The organism is Undibacterium sp. RTI2.2 (genome assembly GCF_035018705.1).
GTDB lineage: Bacteria > Pseudomonadota > Gammaproteobacteria > Burkholderiales > Burkholderiaceae_D > Undibacterium.
Window position 1 is genome coordinate 1 of record NZ_JASJXN010000005.1, and the last position, 13,268, is coordinate 13,268.

7 protein-coding genes are annotated in these 13,268 nt (G+C 47.3%); all 7 read right to left on the reverse strand.

The features are described from left to right. Window positions 1-374 precede the first annotated feature (374 nt). The 7 genes from QN395_RS04010 to hutH all read right to left on the reverse strand — a co-directional run bounded on the left by QN395_RS04010 (window position 375) and on the right by hutH (window position 12,979). Window positions 375-2,027 carry a diguanylate cyclase gene (locus QN395_RS04010; protein WP_322118001.1) on the reverse strand — a complete coding sequence of 551 codons (1,653 nt, stop codon included), beginning with the start codon at window positions 2,025-2,027 and terminating at the stop codon, window positions 375-377. Then, window positions 2,028-2,438, reverse strand: a complete 411-nt coding sequence (locus QN395_RS04015) for a response regulator (protein ID WP_322118000.1) — start codon at window positions 2,436-2,438, stop codon at window positions 2,028-2,030. A 248-nt stretch (window positions 2,439-2,686) separates the two neighbouring features. Next, a complete protein-coding gene (locus tag QN395_RS04020; protein WP_323491767.1) occupies window positions 2,687-5,248 on the reverse strand; it encodes a PAS domain-containing protein in 2,562 nt (853 codons plus the stop codon). A 298-nt stretch (window positions 5,249-5,546) separates the two neighbouring features. Continuing rightward, complete coding sequence (locus QN395_RS04025) at window positions 5,547-9,506, reverse strand: DUF748 domain-containing protein (protein ID WP_322117998.1); 3,960 nt, start codon at window positions 9,504-9,506, stop codon at window positions 5,547-5,549. 34 nt (window positions 9,507-9,540) lie between these two features. Beyond that, entirely contained in the window at window positions 9,541-10,770 is a 1,230-nt protein-coding gene (gene hutI, locus QN395_RS04030) for an imidazolonepropionase (protein ID WP_322117997.1), read from the reverse strand. 3 nt (window positions 10,771-10,773) lie between these two features. Beyond that, window positions 10,774-11,385: a HutD family protein gene (locus QN395_RS04035; RefSeq protein ID WP_322117996.1), complete on the reverse strand. Its 612-nt coding sequence runs from the start codon at window positions 11,383-11,385 to the stop codon at window positions 10,774-10,776. A gap of 52 nt (window positions 11,386-11,437) precedes the next feature. Then, window positions 11,438-12,979 carry a histidine ammonia-lyase gene (gene hutH / locus QN395_RS04040; protein WP_322117995.1) on the reverse strand — a complete coding sequence of 514 codons (1,542 nt, stop codon included), beginning with the start codon at window positions 12,977-12,979 and terminating at the stop codon, window positions 11,438-11,440. Window positions 12,980-13,268: the final 289 nt, after the last annotated feature.

The following is a 13,268-nucleotide window of genomic DNA, read 5'->3' on the forward strand; positions in this document are numbered from 1 at the left end:
ATTTGAATTTGAATTTGAATTTGAATTTGAATTTGAATTTGAATTTGAATTTGAATTTGAATTTGAATTTGAATTTGAATTTGCTATTGATTTTGGCTTGAAGTTCCGCTTTGGCGCTGCCGTTTGTAGAAGGCAAAAATGGATAAGAAAGGTTCGTTGTCTGAGCTAAGCGAGTTTCGAACTTTTCCCATTTTTGTCTTCTACAAACGGGAACCCCGAAGGGGCAGCGACTTCGAGGTCGCCTTCTTTTGCTTACTTTTCTTGGCGAAGCAAGAAAAGTGAGTAGCCGCCGGTCTACCACCGGCCTGCAATCTCAAATGAACGGTGTAGGCATGACTGCCTAATACCAGATACTCTCAGACTACGTCAAAAAATTAAATTTTCGCCAACTCAATCTGATTCCGCCCACCCTGCTTAGCCCGATACAACGCCGCATCAGCCACATCAAACAACTCATCAGCATCCGTGGTTAATTCCAGATCAGCCACACCCGCTGAGAACGTAACTGCGAAATCACCTTGCTCTGCATGCTGGTCAATTTTGCCAAAAGCAATCCTAATTTGATCCAATACCCGGCGGGCGACGATTGCGCTGGTGCCCGGGAAAATGATGACGAACTCCTCACCACCATAACGCCCGACAATATCGCTACGACGCAAGCGCTGCCGCAACAGGCGCGACAAAGTACGCAGCACCTGATCGCCTACCGGATGGCCGTAGGTGTCGTTGACGTGTTTAAAATTATCCAGATCGATCATTGCCAAAGCCAGTGGCGCGCGGTTACGGCTGGCGATGGAAATCTCTGCACCCAGCTCTTCTTTGATGGCAGTATGGTTGTACAAACCCGTCAAGCCGTCACGCATAATCAGAGCGCGTAACAGGCGATACCGCTCTGCCCGGCTAGATAAAGCGGAGACTAAAAATTCTGGCGTAATCGGCTTAGTGAGGAAATCATCCGCACCTGCCTGTACCGCATCTAATTGTTTACCCATGTCGTTTTCGCTGGACAGAAAAACGATGGGAATATCCAAATAAGAATTATCTTGCCGTATCATTTTGGATAATTCCACACCGCTGCAAAGTGGCATGTATACATCCAGCAATAATAGCTCTGGTCTGAAATCCGTCATCACGCCCAAAATCTGGCTAGGGTCGTTAAGCAAGCGCACGCTCATCCCGGCATTGCGCAAAACTGCACTGTAATACTCGGCAGTAACAACATCATCATCAATAATCAGTACGCGGTAGCCTTTGGGCTCTTCGCGTCCGACCAAAGCATCGATTCTTTCGCTCAGGGCGACGATATCGACGGGCTTAGTGAAGTAACCATCACCGCCGGCGCGCACGGCTTGCAGGCGGTTTTCAAAACTACTGGATTGAGATACAAAGATGGTAGGAATACTTAAACGGCCAAGACGTTTGATGCGGACGATTTCTTCTGCACCGGCGGTTTTTCCATCTTCAGAGCCAAGTTCGATGACCACGATGTCGGGTCGCCTGGTGGCGATGGATACCGCCAGCGATTTTAGCTGGTCTATGAGTACCACCTCGTACCCAAATTGTTCTAGCTGAACCAAAATAGATTGGGTAATTTCATTGTCATCATCGACCAGATAAATCAGACGAGAGCCATCTTTGTCGCTATTTTTTTCCAAATAATCAACAACTTGTACCGTAGCGCCTTTACTTTTGGCATTAAGCAGAGCAGTAACAAAATACTCTCTTAGTTCAGAGGCATAGGTATCTAAATCTTCCTGTGACCAGACACCCTCTGCAAACAGCGGCTTAAGTCGCATTTCAAATTCACGTGCTTGCAAACCCATTTCGGCAAAGCCGAAGGTACCGGCCGACCCTGCCATGGTGTGCAGCAGCCGGTGCAATACCGTCAGCACCTCTTTATCTTCTGGCGTTGCTAAAAAATGGGCGAGTGCTTCCTCCATCTCTTGCATCTTCAAAGGCAATTTTTCTAAAAACAGATTTTCTAGTGCTCGCAGTTTTTCCTGGAGACTATCATTTTTTTCTGCCATTTAATTTCCTTTGCCACCACTGTTTGAATTATTCCACAGAGCGCGCACTTGCTCCGATAATTCCATAGGATCAAAAGGTTTGGCAATGACGCCGATAGCGCCTAAAGATTTATAGTAATCAAGCTCAACCGTTTGCACTTTGGCCGTCATAAAAATAACCGGTGTCTGGGAGGTAGAAGCAAGCTTACGTAATTCGGCCAATGTGGTTGGTCCATCCATACTTGGCATCATTACGTCAAGCAACAGCAAGTCTGGTATAGCGCCCGTCTCTATTGCCTGCAACGCTGCGCTGCCGGAGCTGCAAGTAATCAGGCTAAAGCTACCGACAACTTCCAGCGCGATTTGGGCTACCGTTTGGATGTCCTGGTCGTCCTCGACGTACAGTATTTTATTCAGAGGTTTTTCACTCATCGCAATTCCTTTTGCTTTTTATAGCGAAAAAATCGTTACCACCATGAAATTAAAGTTCTGACTAAAAATCCTACTGCGTATGTCGCTTTTCATCCATAGCGGCGCAAGGCTAAAAATAGCAATTCTATTTAATCCAAGCTTACCAGAAGTATTATAAAAATTGCTCAAGAGTTGCGTTGCCGAAACGCCTGAATGTAACTCAAGGCAACTTAATACAACTTATTGCAACTGAATGCAACTGGCCAAGCCTAAGTAAGGCTTAATGCAATTGATTGAATAACAGGTAATTCAAAGAAAAACTCAGTTGGCTCATTCGGCTTGCTATAAAAATCAATCCGTCCCTGATGAGCTTCGATAATCGTTTTACAAATACTTAAGCCCAAACCTGTACCGCCTTTTTGCCTGGTATTTGAAGAATCTGCTTGGGCAAACTTTTCAAAAATATGTCCCTTAAATGCCTCTGGCACGCCTTTACCGTTATCTATTACCGATAACCTCAGGCTCGCTGGATTGGCTGGGATAGTTGGGTCGACAGAATCCGCCAATAACGCCTGCAAGCGTATCGTTACGACGCCACCTTTAGGAGAGAATTTACAGGCATTAGATAACAAATTGATCATCACTTGCAATAGTCTGTCGGCATCAACCAGCACTGTCATGGGCGTCTGCTCAGACTGCAACTCTAACTTTACCTGATACAACTCGGCATAGGCCTGGGTTGCTGCAATGGCGTTGGCGACCAGTTCTTGCATGACATGCGGACGCAGATCAAATGTCATATTCCCAGATTCCATTTTAGCAATGTCGAGAATATCGTTGATCAGCCTTACCAATCGCTCACAATTATTTTTAGCAATCTCAAACAAGTCATGTGCGCGGGGCGATATTTCCATCAATTTGCCAGAAGACAGCAAGCCAAGCGACCCACGAATAGAAGTCAGCGGTGTCCGCAACTCATGCGATACGGTGGAAATGAATTCGTTCTTCATTTTATCCATCCGTTTTTGCTCAGACAGATCGTAGGCAATCCCTAAAAAACCAACGATCGTATCTTGTTTATTTTGATGCTTATTTTGATGCTCACTTAGGCTCAGGTTTTGGTATGAGTTGACGTTTGAGGTAATGTTTGGGTTGATGTTAGCGTCACTATTTTGGTCGCCAAAAAGTGCTGCAAGCGATAACATGACGGGCAAACGTGACCCATCTTTGCGGATATACGTCCACTCCTGATGATCGTAACCACCTTGTCTGACCTTCGCTGCAAATGCCTCAAAGCCTGGGGCGATGGTTTGATTTAATTCCAGGCTAGACTGCGCCGCTTTGGCGATGATCTCATTCATATCATGGAAGATTGCCGGACTATGAATGCCAACCACCTCCTCTGCGGAATAGCCTAATATTTTCTCCGCACCGGCACTAAACATCTGAATAGTGCCTTCCGTGTCGGTGGCAATAATCGAGAAGTTAGCCACATCCAAAATCGCATTATGCAAGGCGCTGGCATTGCTTAAACGCAGATTCAGTGACTCTAATAAGCTTTGATTTTCTATTAATGCTTGCTCATTGCGCCGGGCTTGAGTAATGTCGGACGCGACTATGCACAAACCATATATTTTGCCGTCACGATCAAGCAAAGGTGAGCGTACTGAATGGAAATGGACATCTCCATCGGATGAAGGAAAAATACTATCTATCGCCAGCGACTCTGCACTCTGGAACACCAACAAATCCTCTTCCCGCGCTTTTTTGGCGAACTCAGAAGGATAAATATCTTCCATCGTTTTTCCCAAAATATCGATGCCAGACATTTTGATCAGCTCTTCGTATTTCCGGTTCACAAACAAGTAACGACTGTTCAGATCACGTACCGCAATCAGAGAACTGGTGCTATTCATCACTGATAATAAAAGGTCTTCACCTACCCTCATTTTTTGCTCGGACGCCAGACGTTGACTGATATCAATGCCAATCACGCAGACGCCATAAATCTCACCGCTGCTGCGGTACAAAGGGGTGCGAATTATCTGATAAATATGCTCGCCATCTTCTTGCGCGACGACGGATTGCGACTCCAGAACGCTACCCGATTCGATCACTTTACGATCTGCGTTGTGGCTAATCTTGGCCGCATCAGTCGGGAATAAATCAAACACAGTCTTGCCGATTAAATCTTTGCCTAAACGTTGATGAACCAGTTCATACTCTTTATTGACGAATAAATAGCGCCCATGATTATCACGCACCGACAAGGTAGAACTCATGCTGTCCATCACCGACTGCAATAAGCTGAACTCATGATCTTGTTGTCGTTTTAGCTGGGCTAGATCCAGCGCGTTCATCTCCGACTGGACCATCGCGGCTAAGTCTTTCAACATCTGCTTATCGCTAGTACCAAGTTGACGTGCCTGGCGATCAATCACACAGAGTGTCCCAATCTTATGTCCACCCGGCCCTTTAATTGGCATCCCCGCATAAAAACGGATATGCGGCTCGCCAGTGACTAAAGGATTATCGGCAAAGCGCGGATCTAGCAAGGCGTTTTCGACCACAAAAACTGACTCTTGCAAAATAGCATGCCCGCAAAAAGAGATATTGCGCGGGGTCTCTGTAGCGTCCAGTCCTTGCGACGACTTAAACCATTGCCGCTGATAATCGACCAGAGAAATCAGCACAATCGGCGCATCAAAATGACACTGAGTTATTCGGGTAATACGATCAAACCGCTCTTCTGCAGGCGTGTCTAATACTTCTAACGAGTGTAGATCCGCAAGGCGCTGCTCTTCATCCGCTGCTAGCGTAGCTTCTAACATAGTGCTCCGTTCTGATTAAAGATCCAGCACTGCGCTTGGTCACAATGGGTTTGGTGCGATCAGGGCATTACGATTAACAATCAGCGATTAAGATTAAATTCATATACTCCCCCTGATTTTTAATAAAATCGCCTTATTGAGCAACAATTATATGGACAATAAAATATACCCAGTGGGAGTATAAGTTATTATATTGGCGACCACATAAACTATTTGCCGTACAAAAGCCGTACTGTTTAAACGCCGTATTCAGTTCACCGTCTTACTCTCACTTATCCGCAATAAGAAGAAGGTACTGCTATTTAACAGAAAAATCTACCCGATTTGGCAGACCTTTATCTTTAATCCCATCTGCCGTCAATTTTGGCGCAATCAAAAACAGTCGCTCTTTGGCAATACCGCCTGTTTGCTCCAAATAATCCCTTACCACATCGGCTCTGCGTTGGGCTAACTGACGCAGATTTTCAGGTGTGACCGGCGTGTTAGCAAGGATCAAACGCTCGGCCTCTTCTGGTGGCAAAGTTTTGGCAATGCCGATCACATTACGCGGCTTGCTAAATTTTTCAGCTTTATAAACGTCTTCGATATAAGTTTTTTTATCACCTTCATCCAAACTGATTTGCTCCAGACTCAATTGAGGATTTTTCTTTTGCAAGCTAGCGAGTTTTGCTTGCTTGATTTTTTTCTCCAGACTGGCGCGGCGCAAGCCCTCTGTATCGGTTTGCGTATCGGCTCTACCAAGAATATCCATACGCAAACTGGTGCGGTTGCTGAGCGCTTTGGCTAGGTTGTCCAACTTAGCGCTGGTGTCCGGTGTCAAGATCGCCAGCCCCGGCGTAAACTCGGCATAGGATAATTCCTCTCCGCCACCAAACGCCTGCCCCAACAAGGCAAACGGAGATGTCACTGCCTTGGTAATTAAGTTGACGAAGACTTTCCAAATAATCCCGCCGACTGAAAATTGCGGATCAGATAAAGAGCCAGAGATTGGTAAATTGATCGCAATTTTTCCATCGTTATCACGCAACAAGGCCAGTGCCAGTTGTACCGGCAAGCGCGTGGCATTGGGACTATCAATTCTTTCGCCAAAAGTGAGCTGATCTAAACGCACGTCGTTTTGCGCTTGCAATTGCTGATTCTCTACCCGATACGACACCTGCACCGACAACTTGCCTTTATCAATTGCGTAACCTGCATATTTTGCAGCATAGGGTGTCAGGCGCGTCAGCTCCATCCCGTTGGCGCTGCCTTTAATATCCAAAAAAATCGGTGAGGATAAAGGATTGAGCGTGCCAGAAATCACTAACGGCGCATCATTATCAATCTTGCCATTCAACTCAATTGTGGCGGGCTGCGTGCTGTCAGACGCAATCGCACCTATCGTGCCACTAACGCCAGTTAAATTAGCGCTGTAATTGGGACGGACAAAATTATCTGTGAAGTTGACATTGCCGCCGCGCAGGACGGTTTGACTAATCCGGATCACTAGCGGATTAGTTTGCTTGACTGGCGGTGCTATCGGTGTAGAAACGATGACTGGCGTGGTCGCCGAGACTGACGCGGCAGGTACGATAGATACGGTACCGGAGGTAGCGGAGGTGGTGGCAGCGTCAGCAGAGTTGACTGAATTTGCCGTGTCAGTTGAATTGACATCTGCCTTCTTGATTTCGACAATCTTGTTCGCATCCGTTGTGCCGTCAGCAGATTTGTTGACGGTAATATTTTGCAGATTCAGTTTGCCTTTATCAGACAAAACTACCCTGGCATAAAAATCCGTCAAGCTCAATTTCCTCAACAATATCGTAGGTTTATTACCACCTAATTTTGCGTTAATACCGTCCAGGTCGATTGATTTCCATTCTAAAAAATCGTCGCTGGCACCACTTTCCAGCATATGGAAATCACTGAATTTTAAATTACCGTCATAACTTATTTTTGGTGCTTGTCCTTTGTCACTCAGGATCACTAGCTTGCCTTTAGCGCTGGCGTCACCACGACTTAAAGTGACATTTAACTCGCGCGCAAAGTAAGGGTATAGAGCGGCAACTGGCAAGGTCTGGGCATCAATTAATGCCGTGATATTTTTTAAGCCAGCACTGGCATCGGCGCTCAGGCTTAATTTACCTTTGCGATTAATCGTCGTTTTTAATTTAAAGCTCGCCGTCTGGAAGGCGTTGTCCACGACTGAACCGTCCAATAGATTACTGCTGAGATTACTAGCGACCAGACTGATGCCATCCAGCGTCACGTTCACACTAGGATAAAGCGACTGATCATCAAAGCGCACACTACTATCGTTGACAGAAAAATTGTGCAGATTGACGCGCCATGCATTCGATTCTGGAACAGTGGCGGGATTGCTGGCGCTAGCGTTGTTAAACTTGGCAGCACCAGCCAACTTTACTGCTTCTACATTGATACTAACTTTATCTTGAGTAGCTTGATGTTTTGCACTCTGCTCACTTTGTCCATTCCGCGCTATCAAAAATTTTTGCAGATTTAATGTTGCGGTCTGATCTTTTTGGACATCGGCTTGCAGACCTGTCATTTCTAAACTACTCGCGTTAACTACCTTGGTCGCAGTATCAAGTTCTAGCTTGCTCAGTGCTAAAGATTTGATTGCAATACCGCCCTCAGTTTTCGCTTTTGACTGGATGGAAAAATCTGCTAATTGCAAATTTAAATCTGCTATTTTTACTTGCCCGTCCTGGCTATGGATATGCGACTGCGCCGCTAACTTGCCTGCCAGCGTGGCAGCTAATACAGGATTAAACAATGGCTGATAAGTAGCCAGTGACAAACCGTTCAGACTCACATTGCCATCCACCATCCCGCTGGCGACGCTGAATTGCCCTTCAAATTTACTTTGTGCATCTTGCTCGGTAGCGATACTGATTAAAACGCTGGCTGGCTTGGCCGCAACATCGGTACTCAATTGTTTAATATTGAGGGCGATATCTTTTAAATTAATTGGTGTAACTGGTGACGAATGCAAGGCGTCACTAAAATGGATTTGCCCTTTGCTGAGCACAATAGAATTTAAGGCAATGATTGCTTTACTCTTGGAATCTGATGTGACCGCGGTAATCGTATTAGCAGCGTTAGCGGAGTTAACGGCATTAACAACTGGAGCAGAATTTTTTATCGGATCACTTGCCAGCGTAGACTTTGCCTGATCCGTAGCGGGGGTTGGAGTAAGAGCGGGACTACTCAGTTTGGCCCAGTTGAGCTGGCCTTTTTTGTCTAGATCCAGCCAAACTTCTGGTGCCTCTATGCTTAACTGATCTAAGCTCGCTGCACCGCTAATCAGATTAATTTGTTTGATCTGCGCCGTAATCACATCGGTCAGCAACAACGGGGTATCGGCATTATCTCTGAGGTCTATTTTATGCAATTGCAGCTGACCAGATAACAGCAACTCTGCTTGGTTTTTCTTACGGCTAAAAGTCAGATCCAGCTTGGTAGATAATTGCGCGCTTTGTATTTTTAATGGCAAAGGGACTGGAATATAAGCAACATAGGCAGGTACATTCAGGCGATCAATATCAATCGCTAAAGTCGTGTCCAAGCTATCCACAAACGGCTTACTACGCGCCTTTAAATCGAATGGTGTGCCATTGATTTTGGCGGACAACATCGGCTGTATGAAGCTATTTACTTCTTTTGGGAAGTTGGATAAAAACGGTACTGCAATTTGCAGCTCGTCTATTTTTATGTGCTTCCCCAGTACTTTATCGTCAAAAACAATACTGCCATTTTGCAATTGCAAGTTCGCCAGAGAAAAACGAAAAGGCGCATCGCTTTTGGGTTGCGCCGCCAGTTTATCGAGGATGTCAGAAAAATTATAGCGACCATAAGCATCCGCGCTGGTGCGTACTACATGGACTTGCGGTGCGGTTAGTCTGACCTCATCGATCACCAAAGCCCGATGCCAGGCAGAACTCAATGAGAGATTAAGTACCAGAGTTTTTAAAGACAGTGCCGGGCTGCGCTGATCTGGCTCGTACAAGCTGATATCGTTAGCCGTGAGCGCGAGAGTAAAGGGGGAGAAACGAATCTCGCCAATCGCTAGCTTGCGACCTAACTGCTGCTGAACTTGCTCGACCGCGACTCGCTTTGCATAAACCGGTAGCAGCAGCCAACTCAACAAGATGATCAGTGCTAGCAAGCCCACCAGACTGATGATGATTTTACCGATACGCCCTTGCCAAGTTTTTTTGAGATGCGCCTGCAATGTCACTTTGGCTGATAAGGTCACGGTCGTTCCTTTAAATTGAATCTAATGCCATAGTTTAACTAACGATCTGCTCTCCAGCAAACACAATCCCCACACAAGGATTGCCACCGATCGCATAGGCCAGATCACCTGGCCGGTCTATCGCCCACAATGCGAAGTCTGCTGCCTTACCAATTTCTAAGGTGCCGATCTGATCTTGCAAACCCAAAGCGCGGGCGGCATGTTTGGTGACGCCTGCCAATGCCTCCAAAGGCGTTAAGCGGAATAAGGTGCAGGCCATATTCATTGCTAGCAACAAAGAGGTCATTGGTGAGGTACCCGGATTGCAGTCGGTAGAAATGGCAATGGGTACCTGCGCCTCGCGCAAACCAGCGACCGGAGGTAATTTGGTTTCTCGCAAAAAGTAGTAAGCACCGGGTAATAGCACTGCGACTGTGCCATGCTGCGCCATCGCGTTGATGCCCTCTTGCGATAAATATTCCAGATGATCGGCAGACAAGCCTTGATAGCGTGCCGTAAGTGCTGTACCGCCCTGATCTGAGAGCTGCTCGGCATGCAATTTGACTGGCAATCCATGGCGCTGTGCCGCTTGAAATACTTTTTCAGTCTGCGCTGGCGAGAAGCCAATTTTTTCACAAAACGCATCAACTGCATCGACCAGACCTTCTGCCACTAGCGCTGGTAGCATCTGATTGCAAACCAGATCCAGATAATCGTCGGCGCGACCTGCATATTCCGGAGGCAAAGCATGCGCTCCGAGAAAAGTCGTTTTGATCCGTACCGGAAAATCTTGTGCGAATTGTCTGGCAACCCGCAACATCTTGGCCTCTGTTTCAACATCCAGACCGTAGCCCGATTTGATCTCCAGTGTAGTGACGCCTTCTTTTAATAAATTGCGTACTCTGGGCAAACTGGCTTGCATTAGCTGCTCTGGACTGGCGGCACGGGTCGCGCGCACCGTGGAAAGAATACCGCCACCTTGTCTGGCGATATCTTCATAGGCGACGCCGTTTAAACGCGCCTCAAATTCATCGCTGCGATTGCCTGCATAGACGATGTGGGTATGACAATCAATCAGACCAGGTGTCAGCCAGCAGCCTTGTCCATCGTGTGACATGCTCGCTTGGGAATTCGCTTGAAAATCAGCAAGCAAATCAGCAGATAAATCGATACGTTTACCTAGCCAGACAATCTTGCCATCCTTCGCCACAATTGCAGCGTCGCGGATTTCGCCATAACCATCCTGCATTGTCGCCAGATGAACATTGGTCCAGAGAGTCAGCATGGTTTAGATCCCAGCATGATTTAAAAAACTAATACGCATCAGATATAACACGCTACTCTCATGTGCCTGCACGATCAATCTAACACCGGCGTGTTCATGATCTTCTTCCAGCAAAATTAAATCTGCTTCGCTGACGTCCATCACTTTATTCAAGACTGCCTGTCCTTTTGCGCAATAAATCAATACTTGTTGCGCATTTTGTGCGGCGACAAAATGTTCACCCGCTTCCAGACGCTGCATAAAATGGGTGCAAACACCCCGCCGTGTCATCAGATTAAGATCCCAAACTGGACCATCAAGTAAATCGGCACGGATCGATGTCTCGCCAGAAAATTGATGTGGCATGCTGCTGCGGTTAAGCGTGATGCTGGAGGGCGTATCCGTACCCTCCTCATCGGCATGCAAGGTCAAGCCCTCTCCTGACAAAATTGCCAATGTACGGTCAATCCTTGGAAAGTGTGAAAACGGGCCACTACTGCTGACCAGCGCGGTGCTGATGCGCCACACAAAATGATCTAGGCTTGCGCCTTCAGGAAAAACTGCCAGCTCAGTCGTGCTGCCTCCACCGTTTTTCCAGGGCATAGTTTTGTAGTCTTGCTGGCTCCATTTACGCATGATGTGTTGGCGTTATGTGTTGGCGTTATGTATTTAAGGATAACGGGCTGCTTTACGCATATAGATGAGTGTACAAGTGCTGACATTGTGCGCTCAATTCGCCATCCAGCACCATCTGTTTTGCTGCTGCAATATCTGGTGCAAAGAAGCGATCCTTGTCATAAAACGCAACCTTGCGGCGTAGCGCATGATGTACTGTCGCCAGACTCGCTGAGGTCTCCAGCGGCTGATGAAAATCGACGCCCTGCGCTGCAGCTAGTAACTCTATACCGACAATGGTGGCAGTATTGTGTGCCATCTCATGCAGACGTCGGCCAGCGAAGGTCGCCATACTGACATGATCTTCCTGATTGGCTGAAGTCGGGATCGTATCGACGCTGGCTGGATGGGCGTGGGATTTATTCTCTGAAGCCAACGCCGCAGCCGTTACATGCGCGATCATAAAGCCAGAATTGAGCCCGGAATTTGGCACCAGAAATGGCGGCAAACCTGACAAACTTGCATCAATCAGCAAGGCAATGCGGCGCTCAGAAATAGAACCGATTTCCGCAATTGCCAGAGCCAGCGTATCTGCTGCGAACGCCACTGGCTCTGCATGGAAGTTACCGCCGGAGATGACCTCGCCTGTATCCAAAAATACCAGCGGGTTGTCGGTTACGGCATTCGCTTCAATTAATAAAGTACGGGCTGCGTTATTGATAATGTCCAGGCAGGCGCCCATCACTTGTGGCTGGCAACGCAGGCAATACGGATCTTGTACACGCTCGTCGTTGACCAGATGCGAGCGGCGGATTTCGCTCCCCTCTAGCAATTCACGATAAATTTTTGCGGTAGCGATCTGGCCAGGTTGACCGCGCACTGCATGAATACGTGGATCAAACGGCGCGTCACTGCCTTTGGCGGCGTCGACCGACAATGCTCCGGTAATCGTTGCGGCTTCCAGCAAGCGCTCAGCGAGAAACAAACCATTGAGCGCCAATGCAGTAGAAACTTGGGTGCCGTTAATCAGCGCCAGACCTTCTTTGGCAGCCAGCACGACTGCTGTGATTCCGGCGTTTTCTAACGCCAGTTTTGCCGAGACTAATTGTCCCTTCACACGCACTTCGCCCTCGCCCATTAAGGCCAGCGTCATATGCGATAAAGGCGCCAGGTCACCTGACGCGCCGACCGATCCTTTGACCGGAATTGCGGGCATGATGCCAGCATTGTAGAGCGCGATCATGGTATCGATGACGCTGGCACGGATACCAGAAAATCCTCGCGCGAGGCTGGCGATCTTCATCAATAAAATCAAGCGCACAACCTCATCAGCGATCAATTCACCGGAGCCGACTGAATGCGACAGTATCAGATTTTTTTGCAGTAATTCTAATTGCTCATCGGGGATGCGGGTCTTGGCGAGTTTGCCAAATCCGGTATTGATACCATACGCCGCGTCGCCCTTTTTGACGATACTCTGGATCGTTGCGGAGGACGCGTTGATCGCCTCATAGGCACTGGCATCCAACTCCAGCGGCAAAGCCGTGCGCCAGATCGCGCGTAAGTCGGACAGACTCATTTGGCCTGGGCGAATGATGAAAGTATTGGTATTCATGTTTGTCCTTATTTAAATTATTCTTGGCAGTTTTGAAATGTGATGAAATGTGCAGTTTGGTATTGTGCTGGGATAAAACATTGATTCGTTGGAGGCGGAAGCATTCAATTTTGAGTCAATTTCAATATACTCCCCACCAATCACTAGCAAATATGCCTTAATGTCCAATTACTCTCTGGACACCTAAAATATACTTACCACCAGTATTATTAATACGATCAAATCTACGGCAATCATCCCCTCTCCCACAAGCGAAAGAGGGAGTTTTGATCTGCTCATTGTTATCAAC

What these genes read in the sequence shown, in the direction of transcription:
- hutH (WP_322117995.1), bottom strand. Translation starts at nt 12,979, where the DNA reads ATGAATACCAATACTTTCATCATTCGCCCAGGCCAAATGAGTCTGTCC.
- hutI (WP_322117997.1), bottom strand. Translation starts at nt 10,770, where the DNA reads ATGCTGACTCTCTGGACCAATGTTCATCTGGCGACAATGCAGGATGGT.
- QN395_RS04035 (WP_322117996.1), bottom strand. Translation starts at nt 11,385, where the DNA reads ATGCGTAAATGGAGCCAGCAAGACTACAAAACTATGCCCTGGAAAAAC.
- QN395_RS04015 (WP_322118000.1), bottom strand. Translation starts at nt 2,438, where the DNA reads ATGAGTGAAAAACCTCTGAATAAAATACTGTACGTCGAGGACGACCAG.
- QN395_RS04010 (WP_322118001.1), bottom strand. Translation starts at nt 2,027, where the DNA reads ATGGCAGAAAAAAATGATAGTCTCCAGGAAAAACTGCGAGCACTAGAA.
- QN395_RS04020 (WP_323491767.1), bottom strand. Translation starts at nt 5,248, where the DNA reads ATGTTAGAAGCTACGCTAGCAGCGGATGAAGAGCAGCGCCTTGCGGAT.